This window comes from Lentilactobacillus hilgardii, assembly GCF_009832765.1.
Lineage (GTDB): Bacteria > Bacillota > Bacilli > Lactobacillales > Lactobacillaceae > Lentilactobacillus > Lentilactobacillus hilgardii.
The window spans coordinates 2,257,267-2,279,785 of sequence record NZ_CP047121.1; the positions used below are offsets into that span (position 1 = coordinate 2,257,267).

Annotated in this window: 28 protein-coding genes; 1 reads left to right on the forward strand and 27 read right to left on the reverse strand. The window is 40.1% G+C overall.

What is annotated here, in order from left to right; translation table 11 throughout:
- Positions 1-9: 9 nt before the first annotated feature.
- From secY to rpsL, 25 genes are all read right to left on the reverse strand, one after another.
- A complete protein-coding gene (secY, locus tag GQR93_RS10745; protein ID WP_003635672.1) occupies positions 10-1,329 on the reverse strand; it encodes a preprotein translocase subunit SecY in 1,320 nt (439 codons plus the stop codon).
- Positions 1,329-1,763, reverse strand: coding sequence for a 50S ribosomal protein L15 (gene rplO / locus GQR93_RS10750; protein ID WP_003559532.1), 435 nt, complete (start codon positions 1,761-1,763; stop codon positions 1,329-1,331). Before rplO ends, secY begins: the two co-directional genes overlap by 1 nt.
- A gap of 25 nt (positions 1,764-1,788) precedes the next feature.
- Positions 1,789-1,974, reverse strand: a complete 186-nt coding sequence (gene rpmD, locus GQR93_RS10755) for a 50S ribosomal protein L30 (protein WP_003559531.1) — start codon at positions 1,972-1,974, stop codon at positions 1,789-1,791.
- 14 nt (positions 1,975-1,988) lie between these two features.
- Positions 1,989-2,492: a 30S ribosomal protein S5 gene (gene rpsE, locus GQR93_RS10760; protein WP_003559529.1), complete on the reverse strand. Its 504-nt coding sequence runs from the start codon at positions 2,490-2,492 to the stop codon at positions 1,989-1,991.
- A 21-nt stretch (positions 2,493-2,513) separates the two neighbouring features.
- Positions 2,514-2,870 carry a 50S ribosomal protein L18 gene (gene rplR / locus GQR93_RS10765; protein WP_004466873.1) on the reverse strand — a complete coding sequence of 119 codons (357 nt, stop codon included), beginning with the start codon at positions 2,868-2,870 and terminating at the stop codon, positions 2,514-2,516.
- A gap of 34 nt (positions 2,871-2,904) precedes the next feature.
- Positions 2,905-3,444, reverse strand: coding sequence for a 50S ribosomal protein L6 (rplF, locus tag GQR93_RS10770; RefSeq protein WP_003635670.1), 540 nt, complete (start codon positions 3,442-3,444; stop codon positions 2,905-2,907).
- A gap of 27 nt (positions 3,445-3,471) precedes the next feature.
- A complete protein-coding gene (gene rpsH, locus GQR93_RS10775) occupies positions 3,472-3,870 on the reverse strand; it encodes a 30S ribosomal protein S8 (RefSeq protein ID WP_008855790.1) in 399 nt (132 codons plus the stop codon).
- Between the two features lie 28 nt (positions 3,871-3,898).
- Positions 3,899-4,084: a type Z 30S ribosomal protein S14 gene (locus GQR93_RS10780; protein ID WP_003635667.1), complete on the reverse strand. Its 186-nt coding sequence runs from the start codon at positions 4,082-4,084 to the stop codon at positions 3,899-3,901.
- Between the two features lie 16 nt (positions 4,085-4,100).
- Positions 4,101-4,643: a 50S ribosomal protein L5 gene (rplE, locus tag GQR93_RS10785; RefSeq protein WP_004466871.1), complete on the reverse strand. Its 543-nt coding sequence runs from the start codon at positions 4,641-4,643 to the stop codon at positions 4,101-4,103.
- Between the two features lie 30 nt (positions 4,644-4,673).
- Positions 4,674-4,982, reverse strand: a complete 309-nt coding sequence (rplX, locus tag GQR93_RS10790; RefSeq protein ID WP_004466870.1) for a 50S ribosomal protein L24 — start codon at positions 4,980-4,982, stop codon at positions 4,674-4,676.
- A 28-nt stretch (positions 4,983-5,010) separates the two neighbouring features.
- Positions 5,011-5,379, reverse strand: coding sequence for a 50S ribosomal protein L14 (gene rplN, locus GQR93_RS10795; protein ID WP_003635661.1), 369 nt, complete (start codon positions 5,377-5,379; stop codon positions 5,011-5,013).
- Between the two features lie 57 nt (positions 5,380-5,436).
- The gene (rpsQ, locus tag GQR93_RS10800; protein WP_159298793.1) at positions 5,437-5,703 is read right to left on the reverse strand and encodes a 30S ribosomal protein S17; all 267 of its coding nucleotides are present in this window, start codon (positions 5,701-5,703) and stop codon (positions 5,437-5,439) included.
- A 24-nt stretch (positions 5,704-5,727) separates the two neighbouring features.
- Complete coding sequence (rpmC, locus tag GQR93_RS10805; protein ID WP_003559513.1) at positions 5,728-5,922, reverse strand: 50S ribosomal protein L29; 195 nt, start codon at positions 5,920-5,922, stop codon at positions 5,728-5,730.
- Positions 5,912-6,346 (reverse strand): 50S ribosomal protein L16, encoded by a 435-nt coding sequence (gene rplP / locus GQR93_RS10810; RefSeq protein ID WP_003559511.1) that lies wholly within the window; start codon positions 6,344-6,346, stop codon positions 5,912-5,914. Before rplP ends, rpmC begins: the two co-directional genes overlap by 11 nt.
- Before the next feature lie 2 nt (positions 6,347-6,348).
- Positions 6,349-7,014 (reverse strand): 30S ribosomal protein S3, encoded by a 666-nt coding sequence (gene rpsC, locus GQR93_RS10815; protein ID WP_003559509.1) that lies wholly within the window; start codon positions 7,012-7,014, stop codon positions 6,349-6,351.
- A gap of 3 nt (positions 7,015-7,017) precedes the next feature.
- A complete protein-coding gene (gene rplV / locus GQR93_RS10820) occupies positions 7,018-7,374 on the reverse strand; it encodes a 50S ribosomal protein L22 (RefSeq protein WP_003559507.1) in 357 nt (118 codons plus the stop codon).
- Positions 7,375-7,390: 16 nt separating this feature from the next.
- A complete protein-coding gene (rpsS, locus tag GQR93_RS10825) occupies positions 7,391-7,666 on the reverse strand; it encodes a 30S ribosomal protein S19 (RefSeq protein ID WP_003559505.1) in 276 nt (91 codons plus the stop codon).
- A gap of 44 nt (positions 7,667-7,710) precedes the next feature.
- Positions 7,711-8,550, reverse strand: a complete 840-nt coding sequence (gene rplB, locus GQR93_RS10830) for a 50S ribosomal protein L2 (RefSeq protein ID WP_035444679.1) — start codon at positions 8,548-8,550, stop codon at positions 7,711-7,713.
- Positions 8,551-8,575: 25 nt separating this feature from the next.
- Positions 8,576-8,863: a 50S ribosomal protein L23 gene (rplW, locus tag GQR93_RS10835; protein ID WP_003559501.1), complete on the reverse strand. Its 288-nt coding sequence runs from the start codon at positions 8,861-8,863 to the stop codon at positions 8,576-8,578.
- Positions 8,863-9,486 carry a 50S ribosomal protein L4 gene (rplD, locus tag GQR93_RS10840; RefSeq protein WP_004466864.1) on the reverse strand — a complete coding sequence of 208 codons (624 nt, stop codon included), beginning with the start codon at positions 9,484-9,486 and terminating at the stop codon, positions 8,863-8,865. The genes rplW and rplD overlap by 1 nt, the downstream gene beginning before the upstream one ends.
- 17 nt (positions 9,487-9,503) lie before the next feature.
- Positions 9,504-10,139, reverse strand: coding sequence for a 50S ribosomal protein L3 (rplC, locus tag GQR93_RS10845; protein ID WP_003559498.1), 636 nt, complete (start codon positions 10,137-10,139; stop codon positions 9,504-9,506).
- A 28-nt stretch (positions 10,140-10,167) separates the two neighbouring features.
- Positions 10,168-10,476, reverse strand: a complete 309-nt coding sequence (gene rpsJ / locus GQR93_RS10850) for a 30S ribosomal protein S10 (protein WP_035444678.1) — start codon at positions 10,474-10,476, stop codon at positions 10,168-10,170.
- Between the two features lie 399 nt (positions 10,477-10,875).
- On the reverse strand, positions 10,876-12,978 hold the full coding sequence (gene fusA / locus GQR93_RS10855) for an elongation factor G (RefSeq protein WP_004466862.1): 2,103 nt from the start codon (positions 12,976-12,978) through the stop codon (positions 10,876-10,878).
- Between the two features lie 75 nt (positions 12,979-13,053).
- Positions 13,054-13,524, reverse strand: coding sequence for a 30S ribosomal protein S7 (gene rpsG, locus GQR93_RS10860; RefSeq protein ID WP_003559492.1), 471 nt, complete (start codon positions 13,522-13,524; stop codon positions 13,054-13,056).
- Between the two features lie 54 nt (positions 13,525-13,578).
- The gene (rpsL, locus tag GQR93_RS10865; RefSeq protein WP_003559489.1) at positions 13,579-13,992 is read right to left on the reverse strand and encodes a 30S ribosomal protein S12; all 414 of its coding nucleotides are present in this window, start codon (positions 13,990-13,992) and stop codon (positions 13,579-13,581) included.
- A gap of 236 nt (positions 13,993-14,228) precedes the next feature.
- On the opposite strand from rpsL, the gene GQR93_RS10870 reads away from it, so the two are divergent.
- Positions 14,229-14,927, forward strand: coding sequence for a prepilin peptidase (locus GQR93_RS10870; protein WP_004466859.1), 699 nt, complete (start codon positions 14,229-14,231; stop codon positions 14,925-14,927).
- Between the two features lie 87 nt (positions 14,928-15,014).
- Here the strand turns inward: GQR93_RS10870 and rpoC are convergent, their stop codons facing one another.
- Positions 15,015-18,686 carry a DNA-directed RNA polymerase subunit beta' gene (rpoC, locus tag GQR93_RS10875; protein WP_004466857.1) on the reverse strand — a complete coding sequence of 1,224 codons (3,672 nt, stop codon included), beginning with the start codon at positions 18,684-18,686 and terminating at the stop codon, positions 15,015-15,017.
- 18 nt (positions 18,687-18,704) lie between these two features.
- Entirely contained in the window at positions 18,705-22,322 is a 3,618-nt protein-coding gene (gene rpoB, locus GQR93_RS10880; RefSeq protein WP_004466854.1) for a DNA-directed RNA polymerase subunit beta, read from the reverse strand.
- Positions 22,323-22,519 lie beyond the last annotated feature (197 nt).

The window sequence follows — 22,519 nt, forward strand, 5'->3', positions numbered from 1 at the left end:
TTAATCGTCTTATTCACCATTAGTTGGACGAGAACCTTTAATGAAACCGACATACTCACGTTTCATCATTAATCCACGAATCTGACGAATAGTTTCGATTGCAACACCAACAACGATTAGAAGACTTGTACCACCTAGTCCAATGGATTCATCTAAGTTCCAAATATTTTGAGCAACCAGTGGGATTAAAGCAACGACACCTAAGAAAATAGCCCCAACTGTACTTAATCTCATTAGTAAGTTTGAAACGTAACTTTGTGTTTCATGCCCTGGCCAAACGCCAGGAATATAACTTCCTTGCTTTTGCAAGTTCTCTGATAACTTTTCAGGGTTAACTTGAACAAATGCATAGAAGAAAGTAAACATGACAATCAAAATTGTGTAAAAAGCAGCTCCGGTGGTTGTCTGCATGTTAAACACGTTGTTTAACACTTGATACCACGTTGTTGTGGAATAATTATTCGTAAAAGCCATTAAAATAGTTTGAGGAGTCGCAATAAATGAACTCGCAAAGATAACTGGGATAACACCAGCAACATTAACCTTTAAAGGCAAATAACTACTGTCCGGTGAACCAGCAACTCTTCGCGTGTATTGAATTGGAATCCGACGTTCAGCTTGTTGCACCCAAGTAACGAACGTAATAATGGCAAGAACGATAATCACAAGTGCAATCGAGAAGAGAATTGGTTGCCATAAATCAGAACCCGTTACGCCAACAAAGTATTGTTGCCATAGTGATTGTAATCCAGTAGGGATTCGAGCAATGATACCCGCAAAGATAATCATTGAAATTCCATTACCAATTCCTCTTTCAGTGATCATGTCACCCATCCAAGTTGTTAACATTGTACCACCAGTCAGGATAATACCAATGACAATGAAGGTTTTAACACTTGGGTTGGTAACCAAATTCAGACTACTTAATTGGTTGAATCCGGCTGTAATTCCGACTGACTGGAAGAAGGCAAGGACAACTGTTAAATAACGAGTATGTTGGTTCAACTTTCGCCGGCCAACTTCCCCTTGTTTCCCCCACTCAACATATTTAGGAACAATATCCATCTGAAGCAATTGGATAATAATTTGAGCAGTGATGTATGGAGATACTCCCATAGCAAAAATCGAATAGTTAGTAAGACCACCACCACTAAAGGTATTCAGGATGCTGACCAATCCTGATGATGCAACGGACGTTAACGCCTTTGCATTTACACCAGGAACGGTTATGAATGATCCCAACCGGAAGATAATCAAAACAAACAATGTAAATAAAATCTTGTTTCGAATTTCCTTAACCTTGAATGCACCAGTTAGAGTCGAGAGCATTAAACCACCTCGATTTTACCGCCAGCATTTTCAATTACAGATTGTGCAGTTTTTGAAAACTTATTAGCCTTTACGGTTAATTTCTTAGTAAGTCCACCGTCTCCAAGAACCTTAATACCAGATTTAGCGTTTTTAACAATTCCGCGATCCTGAAGTAACTCTGGAGTTACTTCAGTGCCTTCGTCGAAAACATCAAGTTTTGCAACGTTAACAACCGCATATTCTTTACGGTTAATATTGTTAAATCCACGTTTTGGAGTACGACGATACAATGGCATTTGGCCACCCTCAAAGCCTACACGTGTCTTGCCACGAGCCTTTTGACCCTTTTGACCACGGCCGGCAGTCTTTCCTTTTCCAGCAGAACGACCACGACCTTTACGTGTACGTAATGAACGAGAACCTTCTGCAGCTTTCAATTCATTCAATTTCATGAAATTGGCACCTCCTTACGAATTATTAGTCTTTAACTTGTTCAACTTCAATTAAATGAGCGATTTTGAACAGAGCTCCGCGAATTGATTCGTTGTCCGGTTTAACAACCGTACTATTAATCCGACCCAAGCCGAGTGCCTTCACAATTTTTCGTTGATTTGGGAGGCGATGAGCTACGCTACGTTTTAAAGTAATTTTTAATTGAGCCAATTAAAACACCCTCCTTATTCAGCTAAATGTTGGGTTGATACACCACGTAAAGCTGAAATTTCTTCAGCACTCTTCAATGCGACCAAGCCTTCAAATGTTGCTCGGATAACGTTGACAGGAGTATTTGAACCCAATCGCTTACTTGTAACATCGTCGATACCGGCAAGTTCCATCACGGAACGAACGGCACCACCAGCTGCTACTCCAGAACCTTCTTCAGCAGGCTTTAACATGATACGCCCGCCACCGTAAGTTCCAACAACTTCATGAGGAATTGTTGTACCAACAATCGGAACCTCAATCAAATTCTTACGAGCTGCTTCAACAGCTTTACGAATTGCTTCAGGAACTTCTTGTGCTTTACCAGTTCCAAAGCCAACATGGCCGTGTTTGTCTCCAACAACGACTAAAGCAGCAAAACGAAGACGACGTCCACCTTTAACAACTTTAGTGATCCGGTTGATAGAAACGACATTGTCTTCAAGCTCTAATTTATCAGGATCAATAAACTTCTTCATGTGCGGTTATTCCTCCTTTTATTAAAATTCTAATCCGTTTTCGCGAGCAGCATCAGCAAGAGCTTGAACACGACCGTGGTATAAATATCCGCCACGATCAAAAACAACTTTTTTGATGTTCTTTTTGCTTGCACGTTCAGCTACTAATTTACCAACACTAGCTGCTTTTTCAGTTTTGTTACCATCACTGATTGCAGAATCAAGTGTTGAGGCACTAACAAGCGTTACACCCTCTACGTCATCAATAACTTGAGCATAGATGTTTTTGTTAGAACGAAAAACGTTCAAGCGTGGGCACTCGGCAGTACCAGAAATTTTATTACGGACACGGTTATGACGACGTTTCCGACTCTTATTCTTATCTGGTTTAGAAATCACAATAGTCACCTCAATAATTTTTTAAGCTGGTATTTTACTTACCAGTCTTACCTTCCTTACGGATAATATGTTCATTTTCGTAACGAATACCTTTACCTTTATATGGTTCAGGTGAACGAACGGCACGAACAGATGCAGCAAAGTCACCAACATGTTGTTTGCTGATACCACTAATATGAATAGTCGTATTGTCAGGTACTTCAACAGTTAGATCTTCAGGAACTGTCATGTCAACAGGGTTAGAATAACCAACACTAAGTGTCAAAGTTTTCCCCTTGAGTGCAGCACGATACCCAACACCAACAAGTTTCAAAGTTTTCTTGAAACCATCAGTGACACCTTCAACCATGTTGTTAAAGTTTGCTCGCATAGTACCATGCAGAGCACGAACTTTGTTGTTATAATCAACAACTGGTTCAAAATTCACTTCGTTGTCTTTAACGTTCATTTTAATTTCGGATACAAATTCGCGGGTTAATGAACCCTTTGAACCTTTAACAGTTACTTTATTACCATCAGTTGATACTTCAACGCCTTTAGGCAAAACAACCGTTTTATAACCAATTCGACTCACGGATCACACCTCCAATTTTTTGAAATATTACCAAACGTAAGCTAATACTTCGCCGCCAATTTTTTGGGCGCGAGCTTGTTTGTCGGTAATTACACCATTTGATGTAGAAATAATAGCAATTCCAAGTCCATTAAGAACCTTTGGAACAGCATCGGCCTTAACGTAAGAACGCAAGCCTGGTTTTGAAATTCGTTTCAAACCAGTAATGACACGTTGCTTATCCTTGCCATACTTCAGGAACACACGGATGACACCTTGTTTGTCATCTTCAATGTATTCAACATCACGGACAAAGCCTTCACGCTTAAGAATCTCAGCAATGTCACGTTTGATTTTTGATGCAGGAACTTCAACTGTTTCATGGTAAACCATGTTAGCATTGCGAATGCGAGTTAAAAAGTCTGCAATGGGATCAGTCATAGACATCAGCGAACAACCTCCTTCTTAATAATTTTTACCAACTAGCTTTCTTCATACCAGGAATCTGACCCTTGTGGGCAAGTTCACGGATGCAAAGACGGCACAAGTGGAATTTCTTGTAAACTGAACGAGGTCGTCCACAACGCTCACAACGTGTATAATTTTGTGTTGAGAACTTTGCAGGGCGTTCACTTTTTACGATTAATGATTTTTTAGCCAATGTGAAACCTCCTCAATTATCTAGCAAATGGCATACCGAATTGAGCCAACAATTCATGTGATTCTTCATCGGTATTAGCAGTAGTTACGATTACAATATCAAGACCTCTAACACGGTTGACATTATCATAATCAATTTCAGGGAAAATCAATTGTTCACGGACACCTAAAGTGTAGTTACCTCGACCATCAAAGGCTCTAGAACTAACACCATGGAAATCACGAACACGTGGTAATGAAACATTAATTAACTTGTCCAAGAAATCATACATTCTATCGCCACGAAGAGTTACCTTGGCACCAATTGACATACCTTCACGTAGTCTAAAACCGGCAATTGATTTCTTAGCTTTAGTTACTAAAGGTTTTTGACCAGAAATCAAGGCTAATTCCGAAACTGCTTCGTCAAGGTTTTTAGCGTTAGTAACCGCATCACCAACACCCATGTTTAAAACAATTTTATCGATTTTTGGAGCTTGCATAACTGACTTATAACTGAATTTTTCCACCATGTGTGGCACAATTTCGCTGTCAAATTGTTCATGTAAACGACTTGTCATTTAAAAGTTATCCTCCCTTCCTAATTTGAATTAATCAATCGCTTTTTGCGATTTCTTTGAGTAACGAATCTTCTTGCCATCTTCAACCTTAATTCCAACACGAGTTGGCTCGTTGGTAGATGGATCAATAAGCATGACATTTGAAACGTGGATTGGTGCTTCAGCATCAATAATTCCACCATTTGGATTTGTTGATGAAGCCTTGGTATGTTTCTTTACTTTGTTCACACCTTCAACAATCACACGATCTTTAGAAGCGATAGTCTTAGTAACTGTCCCTTCTTTTCCTTTGTCCTTACCACTAATAACACGAACTTTGTCACCAGTTTTAATGAACATGTTGGCACCTCCTTATATCCTGGTTGTTTTAAAGTACTTCTGGGGCTAATGAAACAATCTTCATGAAGTTGTTATCACGTAATTCTCGAGCAACCGGGCCAAAGATACGAGTGCCTTGAGGACTCTTATCATCACGAACTAAAACTGCTGCATTCTCGTCAAAACGAATATAAGAACCGTCTGTACGACGAGTAACAGATTTGGTACGCACGATAACAGCTTTAACGACATCACCTTTTTTGACAACGCCACCTGGTGTTGCTTGTTTGACCGTAGCAACGATAGTGTCACCAATTCCGGCATATCTTCTAGTTGAGCCACCCAAAACCTTAATAGTTAACAATTCCCGTGCACCTGAGTTGTCTGCAACTTTTAATCGACTTTCTTGTTGAATCACAGGTATATCCTCCCTTCATCGTCAAATAAAATACGATAATTATGATAATTAAGTAAGTTAAATAATAACCGCTTTTTCAACAATATCAATCAGACGGAAACGTTTTGTCTTTGATAGTGGACGTGTTTCCATAATCCGTACGATATCGCCAACTTTTGCTTCGTTATTTTCATCCTGAGCAGTGAATTTCTTTGAATAACGAACACGCTTACCGTATGTTGCGTGTTTCTTGTAAGTTAAAACTAAAACAGTAATTGTTTTGTTATTCTTGTCAGAAACAACACGTCCCTGATAAACCTTACGCTGGTTACGTTCTTCAGCCATTAATTATACCTCCCTTATCGTGTTTTACTTGTTTAACTCTTGTTGACGAAGAGCAGTCTTAATCCGTGCAATGTTTTTACGAACTTGCTTTAATCGCGCGGTGTTTTCCAATTGGCCAGTGGCTAGTTGGAAACGAAGATTGAACAATTCATCTTTATAATCTTTTTCTTTATCAATCATTTGAGCAGTGGTTAATTCATTAATTTCTTTAGCCTTCATTTGATTCGCCACCTACTTCCTCACGTTTTACGATCTTTGTACGAACGGGAAGTTTATTAGAGGCAAGACGCAATGCTTCAGTAGCCACTTCTTCAGAAACGCCACCAATTTCAAACAAAATCTTGCCACGTTTAACTGGTGATACCCAGCCTGCTGGTGTACCTTTACCATTACCCATTCGAACTCCGACACCTTTTTCAGTATATGATTTGTGTGGGAAGATTTTAATCCAAACTCTTCCGCCACGCTTCATATAACGAGTCATCGCTACACGACATGCTTCGATTTGACGGTTTGTGATCCAATGTGAATCAAGTGATTGCAAACCGTAATCACCGAAGGTTACAGTTGTACCACCCTTGGCACTCCCACGAAGTTTGCCACGATGCTCACGACGGTGCTTTACACGCTTAGGTACTAACATGCTTATTTGCCTCCTTTGTCAGCTTCACTGTTCTTTGGCTTTTCAGGAAGAATTTCACCACGATAGATCCAAGTCTTTACACCAATTGAACCATAAGTGGTGAAGGCTTCAACCCATGAGTAGTCAATATCAGCTCTCAAAGTATGCAAAGGAACAGTTCCGTCTGAATATGATTCAACTCGAGCCATATCAGCACCGTTCAATCGACCAGCAACTTGAGTTTTAATACCCTTTGCACCAGCACGCATTGTACGTTGCATAGCTTGACGCATTGCACGACGGAAAGCCACACGGCCTTCTAGTTGACGAGCAATGTTTTCGCCAACAAGTTTTGCATCAAGATCAGGCTTCTTAATTTCAATAATGTTAATATGAACCCGTTTGCCTGTAAGATTATTTAATTCCTTACGAAGGCTTTCAACTTCAGATCCACCTTTACCAATAACCATACCAGGCTTGGCAGTATGAATCGAAATATTAACGCGGTTTGCGGCACGTTCAATTTCTACAGTTGAAACGGATGCATTAGCAAGGCGCTTTTCAATGTACTTACGAATTTGTAAATCTTCACGTAAATATGCAGCGTAATCTTTGCCAGCATACCATTTAGCTTCCCAGTCGCGAATGATTCCAACTCGTAAACCGTTAGGATTTATTTTATTACCCACGCGTTATCCCTCCTCTTTTTCCGACACAACAATTGTGATGTGACTAGTTCGTTTGTTAATTGGTGAAGCTGAGCCCTTAGCTCTTGGACGAAAACGTTTCAATGTTGCGCCTTCGTTAACGTAAGCTTCGCTAACAACTAAATTCTCTGAATCTAAGTCAAAATTATTTTCTGCATTTGCAACAGCAGATTTAAGCACCTTAGAAACTACCGGAGAAGCACCGCGGGGTGTGAAATCCAGGATGGCGGCAGCTTCGGCAACACTCTTACCTCTGATAAGATCGATTACAAGACGGACCTTACGAGCGGCAATACGAACAGTTTTGGCAGTTGCTTTTGCTGATGTAACTTGTTCAGCCATTTGTTATCCTCCTTGTTTAAACAGTCTTCTTATCGTCAGTACCATGACCATGGAAAGTACGAGTTGGAACAAATTCCCCGAGCTTGTGGCCTACCATATCTTCTTGAATAAAGACTGGTACGTGTTTACGTCCATCATAAACAGCAAAAGTATATCCAATAAAGCTTGGGAAAATAGTTGATCGTCGTGACCATGTCTTAATTACAGACTTCTTTTCTTGGTCTTTTTGGGCATCAACCTTTTTAAGTAAATATTCATCGGCAAATGGTCCCTTTTTCAAACTACGACTCATTTTGAAACCTCCTCTTCATATGCAAAAACAATTGCATATGTTTTTTACATCTTCGATCCTTTACGACGACGAACAATAAATTTATTTGAACGTGCTTTCTTAGAACGAGTCTTCTTACCAACTGTCTTCTTACCCCATGGTGATAATGGTGATGGGAGACCAACTGGTGCTTTACCTTCACCACCACCATGAGGGTGATCGTTAGGGTTCATTACAGATCCACGAACATGTGGACGTTGTCCCTTGTATCGAGTACGACCGGCTTTACCAACGTTAACCAATTCATGCTCTTCGTTTCCAACAGCACCGATTGTGGCACGGTTTGTTGCCAAAATCATTCGAACTTCACCTGATGACAAACGAACTAATGCATATTTACCATCACGTCCTAATAACTGTGCAGAAGCGCCGGCAGATCGTGCCAACTGACCACCCTTACCAGGCTTTAATTCGATGTTATGGATGATTGAACCAACCGGAATATTTGCAAGTGGTAATGCGTTACCAACTTTAATATCAGCTTCAGTACCTGATTCAACCTTGTCCCCAACTTTTAATCCCTTTGGAGCAATAATGTATGATTTGATACCATCTACATAAACTAATAAAGCGATATTAGCAGTTCGATTTGGATCATATTCGATTGCTTTAACAATTGCTGGAACATTGTCTTTATTACGTTTGAAATCAATAACACGGTATTGGTTCTTGTTACCACCGCCACGGTGACGAACAGTCATATGACCGTAGTTATTACGACCGGCAGTTTTGCTCTTTGGCTCAAGCAATGACTTTTCAGGCTTACTCTTGGTAATTGCACTGTAGTCTAAGCTAGTCATATTACGTCGACCATTGCTGGTTGGCTTATATGTTTTTATAGCCACAACGTTTACCTCCTATTTATTAAGATTATTCTTCGCTAAATAATTGAATTTCTTTTGAATCTTGCGTTAAGGTAACGATTGCCTTGCGACGCTTCTTTGTGTATCCGGCATAACGTCCTTGACGCTTTAATTTTCCACGTACATTCATGATGTTAACACGTACAACCTTAACATCGAAGATATCTTCGACAGCCTTTTTGACCTGTGTTTTAGTAGCTCGTAAATCAACATCGAAAGTGTATGTTTTATTATCCATCTTACTTGTTGACTCTTCAGTAATTACTGGACGTAAAATGACATCACGTGATTCCATTATGCGAGCACCTCCTCTACTTGAGAAAGAGCAGCCTTTGTAATGACAACTTTATCATGATCCGCTACATCTAATGTATTAATTCCATCAGCTGATACAACCTTTACATTTTCAAGGTTATGTGCAGAAAGTGATGCTTTCTCGTTACCATCTTCTAAAACGATTAAAGTTTTAGTTGAAACATTCAATTTTTCTAGTAATGCCGCGAATTCTTTAGTCTTTGGTGTTTCAAATACTAATGAATCTACAACAACTAATTTTTCATCTGCAACTTTTTCAGAAAGAACAGACTTAAGAGCTAAGCGAGATACTTTCTTTGGCAAATGATAAGCATAAGAACGGGGTGTTGGTCCAAAAACAATTCCACCGCCACGCCATTGTGGTGAGCGAATAGAACCTTGACGAGCTCTACCAGTACCCTTTTGACGCCATGGCTTCTTTCCGCCACCGCGAACTGCAGAACGATTCTTAACTGAATGAGTTCCTTGTCGTCTTGAAGCACGTTGCATAACAACTGCATCAAAAACAACATTATTATTAGGCTCAATACCAAAAACGTCATCATTTAATGAAACAGTGCCGTTTTGGCTGCCATCTTGTTTATATAATGCTACGTCAGTCATCTATAGTTGCCTCCCTTCTATTTGTTTGCACCGCGAACAGCTGTGCGAATCGTAATAAATGATTTGTTTGCACCTGGAACGTTACCCTTAATCAAGATAACATTGTTATCATTATCAGTACTTACAACTTCAAGATTCTGAATTGTAACAGTTTTGTTACCCATGCGCCCTGGTAGTTTCATACCTGGAACAACACGGTTAATGATTACACCAAGTGAACCTGGACGACGGTGATAACGAGAACCATGGGTTTCTGGTCCACGTGATTGACCATCTTTATGAATGTTTCCTTGGTATCCATGACCTTTTGTAGTTCCAGTAACATCAACGATGTCTCCTGGTTTAAAGATATCTGCTTTAACTTCTTCAGCTACCTTATAATCTCCCAGCTCAACATCTTTGATTTCCTTAATGAAGCGCTTAGGAGTAGTATTTGCTTTTTTTGCATGACCTTGTTCTGGCTTGTTTGTAAGCACAGCACGCTTGTCTGCATAGCCTAATTGAACAGCGTCGTAACCGTCATTTTCAGCGGTCTTGATTTGCATAATAACATTAGGTGTCACCTCAACGACTGTTACAGGTACCAACTCGCCGTTTTCAGTGAAGACTTGCGTCATTCCAACCTTTTTTCCTAAGATTCCTTTTCTGGTCATGAGTACACCTCCAATATTCTGTATTTAATTAAAGTTTGATTTCAATGTCAACACCACTAGGCAAATCGAGTTTCATTAATGAATCGACTGTCTTTGGCGTTGGGTTTAAAATATCGATTAATCGTTTATGGGTCAAAATTTCGAATTGCTCACGCGCATCTTTGAATTTATGCGGTGAAGCAAGCACAGTATAAATCGTGCGTTCAGTTGGCAATGGAATTGGACCAGAAATAGTAGCCCCAGTTCTTTGTGCCGTTGCAACAATCTTGTCTGCAGATTGATCTAGGATACGATGCTCGTATGCCTTTAAACGAATACGAATTTTTTGTTTTGCCATTGTATTCCCTCCTTCGTCTATTTTAAAAATAAGACTAACTCCGTGAAAATTACCGCCAAACCCATGGCAAAGCATCCGGGTGTGTCGCAACCTTTCACATCAAAGCTCACCTATACTGATTTTTTGGACACATTTATCCCTAAAAACAGTACTCAACTAGTGTACTAAAAAAAACGTCTCAAAACAAGTCCTAAGGACAAGAAATTAATTTTGTAATATTTTTGTTACGAACAACTTAATTGTGACTGAAGTTAAATGCTTAGTTTACACACAAGATTTACATTGTCATCAATTATTAAAGCTTAAACGCCCTCTCACCTCCAGTGTAATCGAGTGTTATTCAGTAAAATAGAAAAAAAAGAGATTGGCAAAATGCCAATCTCCTAAGAAATAAATTAATTATTTATTATCGGCAGTATTGCCGCCATTCTTTTTGATAATCTCTTCTTGAATACTCTTTGGTACAGCAGAATAATGATCGAATGTCATCGTAAAGGTACCACGGCCTTGAGAAGCTGAACGAAGTGTTGTAGCGTAACCAAACATTTCTGCCAATGGTACAAATGAATGAATAACTTCAGCACCACTTCTGCTTTCCATGCCATCAACACGTCCTCGACGAGCTGTAACTTGTCCCATAATGTCACCCATGTACTCTTCAGGAACGTTGATATCAACCTTCATGATTGGTTCAAGAATGACAGGAGCAGCAGTCTTGGCAGCATTTCTCAATGCCAATGATGCGGCAACCTTAAATGCGGCTTCACTAGAATCGACTTCATGATAACTACCATCATATAGCTTAGCTTTCAAATCAACTAATGGGTATCCTGCAAGAACACCATTAGCTAATGATTCTTTCAAGCCTTGTTCAACAGCTGGAATGAATTCACGAGGAACAACACCACCGACAATGGCATCCTCGAATTCGAATCCTTTACCTTCTTCATTTGGTGTGAATTCAATCCAAACATCACCATATTGTCCTTTACCACCAGACTGACGGATAAATTTACCCTGTGCAGAGGTTTGTTTAGTAAAGGCTTCACGGTAAGAAACCTGTGGTGCACCAACGGTTGCATCAACGTTAAATTCACGTCTCATACGATCAATGATGATATCCAAATGTAACTCACCCATACCAGCAATCAAAGTTTCACCTGTTTCAGGATTTGTTTCAGCCTTGAAAGTAGGATCTTCTTCTGAAAGCTTTTGTAAAGCCACATTCATTTTATCTTGATCAGCCTTTGTTTTAGGCTCAACAGCAACTTGAATAACTGGATCAGGGAATTCCATAGATTCAAGATGAAGCGGATGATCAACATCGGTTAGAGAATCACCAGTAGTCGTGTTCTTTAACCCAATGGCAGCAGCAATATCGCCTGAGAACACTTCTGGGATTTCCTGACGGTGATTTGAATGCATTTGAAGCAAACGACCAACACGTTCACGTTTGTCTTTAGTGGCATTTAAAATATAAGAGCCAGATTCAAGCGTTCCTGAATATACTCGAATATAAGTTAAACGGCCAACGAATGGATCAGTAGCAACCTTAAATGCCAAAGCGGCAAAGCTTGCATCATCATTCGCTTTTAACTCAACCTTATCGCCGGTATCAGGATCGGTTGCATTGTATGGCTTAACATCAAGTGGTGATGGCAAGTAGTCAATGGTTGCATCCATTAACATTTGAACACCCTTGTTCTTAAATGCTGAACCAGCCAATACAGGGAAGAGTTCAAGGTTCAATGTTGCTTTACGGATTGCAGCCTTAAGCTCGGGAATAGAAATCTCTTCGCCTTCAAGATACTTGTCCATAATGTCGTCATCAACATCAGCTACAGTTTCAACTAATTGTTCACGACGCTTTTTAGCTTCCTCTTTATACTCGTCCGGAACATCAACAGTATCCCATTCAGTCCCCAACTTATCTTCATCGTAAAGATCTGCTTTCATTTCGATAAGGTCAATAACCCCTTCGAATTGATCTTCGGCACCAATTGGCATTTGAATAGCGAGTGGTTTTGCATTCAAGCGATCAGCGATAGATTGTACTGAGAAATCAAAGTTGGCACCGATTTTATCCATCTTGTTAACAAAAACAATCCGTGGAACATCGTAATCAGATGCTTGACGCCAAACAGTTTCAGTTTGAGGCTCAACACCGGCTTGAGCATCAAGAACAGCGATTGCACCATCAAGAACACGCAAGGAACGTTCAACTTCAACAGTGAAGTCAACGTGTCCTGGGGTATCAATAATGTTGATTCGGTGATCTTTCCACTGAGCAGTAGTTGCAGCAGAAGTAATGGTAATACCACGTTCTTGTTCTTGTGGCATCCAGTCCATTTGTGAGGCACCATCATGGGTTTCACCAATCTTGTGAATCTTACCGGTATAATACAAGATACGTTCAGTAGTCGTTGTCTTACCAGCATCGATATGGGCCATAATTCCGATATTACGAGTTTTTTCTAGCGGAAATTCTCGTTTGTTAGCCATTGTGTTACTCCTTCCAATTCGCATAAAAAGTGGCCATAAGCCACTCTTTAATTGAAGCTTAAAACAAATGTTATATTACCAACGATAATGTGCAAAAGCACGGTTGGCTTCAGCCATTCTGTGTGTATCTTCACGCTTTTTAACGGCTGCACCAGTATTGTTAGCAGCATCCATAATTTCACGTGCGAGACGCTCGGTCATTGTATGTTCACCACGTAAACGTGCGTAGTTAACCAACCAACGCAAGCCCAACGTTGTTCGACGATCAGGACGAACTTCGATTGGAACTTGATAGTTTGAGCCACCAACACGGCGGGCTTTAACTTCAAGAACAGGCATAACGTTCTTCATTGCCTCTTCAAACACATCAACTGGTTCGTTTCCAGTCTCTTCTTTAATAACATCAAATGCACCATATAAGATTTCTGATGCAGTTCCTCGCTTACCGTCTAACATTAAACGGTTAATTAAACGAGTTACCAATTTTGAGTTGTACATAGGATCAGGAAGTACTTCCCGTTTTTGGACATTTCCTTTTCTAGGCATTTCGTTATCCTCCTCATTTTTCTAAAAACGAAAATTAAGATTTTATAGTTTTAATTATTCTTTAGGTTTCTTGGTACCGTATTTAGAACGACCTTGACGACGATCGGTAACACCGGCTGTATCAAGAGCACCACGAATAACGTGATAACGAACACCAGGCAAATCCTTAACACGACCACCACGAATTAAAACAACACTATGCTCTTGCAAGTTGTGACCAATACCAGGAATATATGCAGTAACTTCGATTAAGTTTGATAAACGAACACGGGCATATTTACGTAAAGCTGAATTAGGCTTCTTTGGTGTCATGGTACCAACACGGGTTGCAACACCTCGTTTTTGAGGAGCAGGTACGACAACTTGCTTCTTCTTGTAACTATTGTACGCGTAATTTAAAGCTGGTGACTTTGATTTTGAACTTCTAGAATGACGTCCTTTACGGACCAATTGATTAATTGTAGGCATCTAAAAGGTCTCCTTTCATAATTTGTTCTAAGTCCACACATCCAGGCGGTTCTTTTTTATGTAAAAAGAAATGTGTTCCGCCAAACACTTTTTGTCTTAAACAGTCAGCATGTCTGAGATTTCAGGAATCTGTCACAAAAAGCACCTTGTCTAATTTATCATGCCTTGCAATTTGTGTCAATCATTCAAGATAAAAATATTATTTTTTCGTATATATTCTTTAGAGGTAAAAAACTATGATAATATTTTTTCAATTTTTCTTAGGAACAAGTTTGGCATCGTTTATTTATTTAGCTGTTACTCGTCAACTTCGATGTGAATCAATTATATTTCCCCGTTCCCACTGTGATAACTGTAATCAAGCACTTGCACCTTATGATTTGATCCCAATCATTAGTTACATCTGCTTGATGGGAAAGTGTCGTTATTGTCAAAATTCGATTCCATTCTTCTCTGTACTTTTTGAATTGTTATTAGGATCCTGCTTAGCTGTTACGCCAGTTACGTTCACAACTATTCCTTACATTTTGTCATTATTGACATTAGCTTATCTTAGCCTTTTTGACTATAAAAGCAAGCAAATGCCAATTCCCGGAATTTTAATTTTAGCAGGTATCTGCTTATTAAATTGCCAGCATTCTTTTTTTCAAGTAGGGATTGCAGCCTTATTATACGGACTATGCTTATGGTTAAATTACTATCAAACACTTATCGGCAATGGCGACATTGATATTTTATTCTGTTTATGGTTATGTCTTTCAATCGGTCATCTTTTATGGATTCTGTGCATTTCTTGTATTACAGCTTTAATTTACTTAATTATTGCACCTTGGCCAAAGGATAATAAGATTCCATTTATTCCCTTTATCACATTTGGCTATTTCATTACATTGCATTACGCGAATGCCCTTCTGTCTTTAATTACATCTCCCTAAATATAAGGAAATGTGAAACCCATTAAACCTATGTATAAAAAAGGTATCACCCCATGACAGGATGATACCTTTTTAACTTACCGAAACTTATTTAGATGTTTTTGTCGGATTACTTTTCTTAGCATCTTCAGCTTTCATTTTTTCTTCAAGCTCACTGATCGAGTAAACCCCATCAGTTGAAGAACCGCCAATTTCTTCCGGCTTAATTCCACGGTAGTCTGGCATACCAGTACCGGCTGGAATCAACTTACCAATAATAACGTTCTCTTTCAAACCAACTAATGGATCGTTCTTACCACGAATAGCTGCATCCGTTAGAACACGAGTTGTTTCCTGGAATGAAGCAGCTGACAAGAAACTGTTTGTTTCAAGAGCAGCCTTAGTAATTCCAAGGAGAACAGGACGAGCAGTCGCTGGAATACCGCCTGAAATAACAGTACCCGCATTACTACTTCCAAAGTCGTTAATATCCATTAGAGTACCTGGAAGAACGTCTGTATCACCTGGATCCATGATTCGAACTTTACGAAGCATTTGACGAATCATAATCTCCACGTGCTTATCAGCAACTTCCACACCCTGCATACGGTAAACTTTTTGTACTTCATGCAAGAGGTAGTTTTCTGTTGAAAGAACATCCCGAACCTTTAAAAGTTCCTTAGGATCAACAGAACCTTCGTTCAATGCAGATCCACGGTGGATAAAGTCACCTTCAGCAACTCTCATCCTAGCTGTAATTGGAACCGTGTAAGTTCTGGTATCGGCTTCACCTTTAACAGTAACTTCCTTAGTTCTTTCAGCAGGATTTTCTTCAATAGATTCAATCGTACCAGTAACTTCACTAATCTCAGCTTTACCTTTTGGATTCCGGGCTTCAAAAATTTCTTGAACTCGGGGAAGTCCTTGGGTAATATCGGCGTTACCAGCAACACCACCAGTATGGAAGTTCCGCATTGTTAACTGGGTACCTGGTTCACCAATTGACTGAGCGGCAACAGTACCAACAGCTTCACCAACTTCAACTTCATCACCAGTGGCCATGTTACGACCATAGCACTTCTCACAAACACCATGAACGGTATTACAAGTAAATGCGGAACGGATCGTAATTTCTTTAATTCCTAATTGATCAATCTTTTGAGCTTGATCTTCAGTAATCATTGTTTCAGCTGGAACAATAACGTCACCGGTTTTAGGATTCTTAACTGTCTTTAATGCATAACGACCAACAATTCGATCATAAAGTGGTTCGATCATTTCGTTACCTTCAGTAATTGCACTGATAGTTAGGCCACGGTCAGTCCCACAGTCTTTTTCACGAACAATAACATCTTGGGCAACATCAACAAGTCGACGGGTTAAATAACCTGAGTTGGCAGTCTTAAGAGCAGTATCAGTCATACCTTTACGAGCACCATGGGTAGAAATGAACATTTCCAAAACGGAAAGTCCCTCACGGAAGTTTGAGGTAATTGGTAATTCCATGATTTCACCGTTAGGAGCGGCCATCAGGCCACGCATTCCGGCAAGCTGGGTAAAGTTTGAAATGTTACCACGAGCACCGGAATCACTCATCATATAAATAGGGTTTTGAGGATCCTGAGCTTCCATCAAACGTTTTTGAATGTCGTCTTTAGCATCGTTCCAAATGCCAATTACTCGTTCATAACGCTCATGGTCGGTAATTAAACCACGACGGAATTGCTTAGTAACCATCTCCACTTTTTTATGAGCTTCATCGATGATTTCTTGCTTATCAGGAAGTTCGGTAATATCAGAAATACCAACTGTCAATCCTGATTTAGTTGATTCATCATAACCAAGGTCCTTCATCCGATCCAAGAAGAAAGATGTCTCGGTTACCTTATAAATTTTATAGACTTGGGCAATAATATCACTCAAGAAGCCTTTTTTAAATGGTGGAACAAGTTCTGCGTTTTGAAGATGTTCATGAATGTCTTCACCCGGTTCAAGGAAGTACTTATCATCAACAAATCCATTAATGTTTGTGTCTGTAGGTTCGTTAATATAAGGGAAATCCTTTGGTAGAATTCGATTAAAAATAACTTTTCCAACAGATGTGACAAGGATCTTGCCTAATTGTTCTTTGGTGAATGACTTTTCAGGATATGCAGAAGCCTTGATCCCGATTCGTGTATGCCAATGAACAATCCCATTTCGGAAAGCCAAGCCGACTTCGTCAGGTGAATTAAAAATCATTCCTTCGCCTTCACGACCCTGCTCTTCCATCGTCAAATAATAGTTTCCAATAACCATATCCTGTGATGGCGTTACAACTGGTTTTCCATCCTTAGGTGCAAGGATATGACCAGCAGCAAGCATTAACAGACGCGATTCAGCCTGAGCCTCGTCTGATAAAGGAACGTGAATAGCCATTTGGTCACCGTCAAAATCGGCGTTGTATGCTTCACATACCAATGGATGAAGTCGCATTGACTTACCACTAACCAAAACCGGCTCGAAAGCTTGAATTCCCAAACGGTGAAGTGTAGGGGCACGGTTCAACAGAACCGGATGTTCCTTAATAACATCTTCAAGAACACTGAAAACATCGTCGTCTTGTCGTTCGATTTTACGTTTGGCATTCTTAATGTTGGACGCCAACTTTCGACCAACCAATTCTTTCATGATAAATGGCTTGAATAATTCCATAGCCATTGGAACTGGAAGACCCATTTGGTTCATTTTTAAACTTGGACCAACATCAATAACTGAACGGCCAGAATAATCAACACGTTTGCCAAGTAAGTTTTGACGGAAACGACCTTGCTTACCTTTAAGCATATGTGACAATGACTTAAGTGGACGGTTACCAGGACCGGCAACCGGACGACCACGACGACCATTATCAATCAACGCATCAACAGCTTCTTGAAGCATCCGCTTTTCATTTTGAACAATGATGCCAGGTGCATTCAAGTCAAGCAATCTCTTTAAACGATTGTTACGATTAATAACACGACGATATAAATCATTCAAATCGGAAGTTGCAAATCGGCCACCTTCAAGTTGAACCATCGGTCGTAAATCAGGTGGAATGACCGGAATAGTATCAAGTACCATCCATGATAACTTATTACCAGATTGAACAAATGCTTCCAAAATATCCAAACGGCGAACGGCTCGTGTCCGCTTTTGACCGGTAGCATTCTTCAATTCATCTTTTAATTCTGTAACTTCCTTTGCAACATCAACATCATTTAACAATGTTTTAATTGCTTCGGCACCAATTTGAGCCTCGAACCGAGGACCGTATTCAGTCTTCTTATCGCGGTACTCACGTTCTGAAAGTAATTGTTTCTTCTCCAACGGTGTGTTGCCGGAATCGGTAACAACGTATGAAGCGAAGTAAATAATTTCTTCCAGCGCACGGGGACTCATATCAAGAACAAGGCCCATACGACTTGGGATTCCTTTAAAATACCAAATATGGGTAACCGGAGCTGCCAGTTCGATGTGCCCCATTCGCTCACGACGAACTTTGGAACGAGTAACTTCAACGCCACATCGATCACAAACAATTCCCTTATAGCGAATTCGTTTGTACTTACCGCAAGCACATTCCCAGTCTTTTGTTGGACCGAAAATTCGTTCATCGAACAAACCGTCTTTTTCCGGTTTTAACGTTCGGTAGTTGATGGTTTCAGGCTTTTTTACTTCACCATATGACCAACTACGAATTTTATCGGGAGAGGCTAGCCCAATTTGCATACTTTCGAATTTATTAACATCGACCACTAGTTTGACCTCCCATGATTAGTCATTGCTATTATTTACATTGGTTGGTTTGGTTGTCTGATCAGTAACTTCCTTTTTTTCAGAAGCGGATTCAGCTTTTTGTTGATCTTTTTTATCGGACATCTTACTCAAGGCATCAACATTGACAACATCATCGTCATCATCAAGGTCTCGAAGTTCAATTTCCTTATGGCTACTGTCAAGAACCTTCATATCAAGGCCAAGTGATTGTAATTCCTTAACAAGAACTCGGAATGACTCAGGAACACCCGGCTTTGGAATTGGTTCACCTTTGACAATTGCTTCATAAGTTTTAACACGACCAACAACATCATCAGACTTGTAAGTCAAAATTTCTTGCAAGGTATATGCGGCACCATAGGCTTCAAGTGCCCAAACTTCCATTTCACCAAAACGCTGACCACCAAATTGTGCTTTACCACCAAGTGGTTGTTGCGTTACAAGTGAGTAAGGTCCAATTGAACGTGCATGGATCTTATCATCAACCATGTGGGCAAGCTTCAGGTAGTGCATGACACCAACCGCAATTGGCTTATCAAACGGTTCACCTGTACGGCCATCATAAAGAATGTATTTTCCATCCTTAGGCATACCGGCTTCTTTAACAGCATTCCAGATATCTTTATCAGAAGCACCATCAAAAACAGGAGTTGCAACGTGAATACCAAGCTTTCGAGCCGCCATGCCCAAATGAAGTTCCAAAACCTGACCAATGTTCATACGTGATGGCACACCCATTGGACTCAGCATAATATCAACTGGGGTTCCATCTGGTAGAAATGGCATATCTTCTTCAGGGATAACAACAGAAACGGTACCTTTGTTACCATGACGGCCGGACATCTTATCACCAACTTGAATTTTACGTTTTTGGGCAATATAGACACGAACCATTCGATTGACACCTGGTGACAATTCATCCCCGTTTTCACGAGTAAAGACTTTAACGTCTTGGATAATACCGCCGCCACCATGAGGTACTCTCAATGAAGTATCACGAACTTCACGTGATTTTTCGCCAAAAATGGCATGAAGCAAGCGTTCCTCAGCAGATAGCTCGGTAACTCCCTTAGGTGTTACTTTACCAACTAAGATATCGCCATCGTGAACTTCGGCACCGATACGGATCGTACCACCCTCATCGAGGTTCTTCAAAGCGTCTTCACCAACATTAGGAATTTCACGAGTCATTTCCTCGGGTCCTAATTTAGTGTCACGGGTTTCTGATTCATACTCTTCAATATGAATAGACGTATAGACATCGTCTTTAACCAAGCGTTCACTAATCGCGATGGCATCTTCAAAGTTATAGCCTTGCCAAGTCATAAAGGCAACAATTGGGTTTTGACCAAGTGCTAATTCTCCACCTTCCATTGATGGTCCATCAGCTAATACCTCATCAGGGTCTACATGGTCGCCAACTCTGACAATTGGTCGTTGGTTATAGTTTTTACCGCCATTTGAACGACGGAATTTCATTAATTTATATTTATCAAGTGTGCCGTCATCGCGACGAATACGAACTTCACGCGCATCAACATACTCAACTGTTCCGGCAAACTTGCAGATAAGTGCAACACCAGAGTCATGGGCAGCCTTATATTCGATACCAGTACCAACAAGTGGTGCATGTGGATCAACTAAAGGAACAGCCTGACGCTGCATGTTGGCGCCCATCAATGCACGGTTAGAATCATCGTTTTCCAAGAAAGGAATACATGCAGTTGCAACGGCAACAACTTGTTTAGGTGAAACGTCCATGTAATCAACTTTGTCGATGCTGATTTCGATGTTATTTGACTTATGACGAGCCATAACCACATTATTGACAAATGATCCGTCATCATTCAGTGGTGAGTTGGCCTGTGCAATAACAAAGTTATCCTCTTCGTCAGCCGTCAAATAATCAATTCGATCAGTAACTTTATGGCTTGTCCAATCTACACGACGATATGGTGTTTCAATAAAGCCATATTTATTAACCCGGGCATAACTTGATAAACTGTTGATCAATCCAATGTTAGGGCCTTCAGGTGTTTCAATCGGACACATACGGCCATAGTGGGTATAGTGAACATCTCGAACTTCATATCCGGCACGGTCCCGAGTCAAGCCACCAGGTCCAAGGGCAGATAAACGACGCTTATGAGTTAACTCACCAAGCGGGTTAGTTTGGTCCATGAATTGCGACAATTGTGATGATCCAAAGAATTCTTTGATTGAAGCAACTACTGGACGAATATTAATCAATTGTTGTGGTGTCACAGTTGACGTATCCTGAATCGACATTCTTTCACGAACAACACGTTCCATTCGTGACAAGCCAATTCGGAATTGGTTTTGCAGCAACTCACCAACTGAACGAATTCGTCGATTACCCAAGTGATCAATATCATCAATTGAACCAATGCCTTCTTGAAGATTAAAGAAGTAGTTCATCGAAGCGATAATGTCGGCTGGTGTAATGTGCTTGAATGCCAGTGGAATATTGTCATTGCCAATTAACGGCACAACCTTTTCGGGATCGTTTGCTGAGTACACCTTAATGATTTGAACTGTCATTGGTTCAGTCACAACAGCTTCGTCAGAAGGATTAAAGGTATAGGCTTTAAATTCTTTTTGATCCAAATATGGTGACAATTTTTTCATAACGTCTTTGGTAACAACAGTGTCCTTTTGGACAATAACTTCACCAGTTTCCGGATCAGCAAGTGTTTCAGCCAATGTCAATCCCAAAAGACGATTCTTCAAACTAAGTTTCTTGTTGGTTTTATAACGACCAACAGGCGCCATATCATAACGCTTTGGATCAAAGAAGCGTGCTGTCAGTAAACTTCTTGATGATTCAGCAGTTTTAGGCTCACCTGGCCGCAAACGTTCGTAAATATCTTTCAGCGACTCTTCAACACGTGAATCGTCAGTATCCTTATGAACATCTTTTTCAAGCGTTAATTCAAGACTATCGTTGTCCCCCAAAATGTCAGTGATTTCACCATCACTACCAAATCCGAGAGCTCTTATCAATTCAGTAAGCGGAATCTTTCTAGTTCGGTCAATTCGAACATATGAAATGTTCTTTGAGTCAGTTTCAAATTCAAGCCAGGCACCTCTATTAGGGATAACCGTGGTTCCATATGAAATACGACCATTTTTATCAGTGTCTTCATGATAATAAACACCGGGTGAACGAACCAATTGTGAAACAATAACTCGTTCAGCGCCGTTAATGATAAAAGTACCTTGATCAGTCATTAATGGGAAATCGCCAAAGAATACATCTTGTGTCTTGATTTCATCAGTCTCGTGATTGGTTAATTTCAATGTGATATGAAGCGGTGCTGAATAATTTGCTTCATGTTCACGTGCTTCGTCAACAGTGTACTTTGGTTCTAATAGCTGATAATCCACAAACTCTAATGAAAGCTTTCCTTGAAAATCATCGATTGGCATAATACCGTCGAAGGTCTCACGAAGGCCGTCTTTTAAAAACCAGTTGTAAGAATTAGTCTGGATTTCAATAAGGTTTGGGAGATCAAGCACTTCTTTAATCCGTGCGTAACTTCGTCGGGTACGGTGTTTTCCATATTTAACTAAGTGTCCTGCCAAGTTTTTCACCTCTCCAAAAATTCCGGAACCGAAATGTTACATTTTGATTACAATTGCCCTTTTTAGCTGATTTTTGGCAAAAAAAATCCAAAAACAAGCTCGACTTGCTTTTGGTTTTTTATGCAGGCCAATCCGGACAATAGATCGCATCGACCATTTCGATTCACAACAAATACAATTAAGACTATACCAACTAAATTGATAAT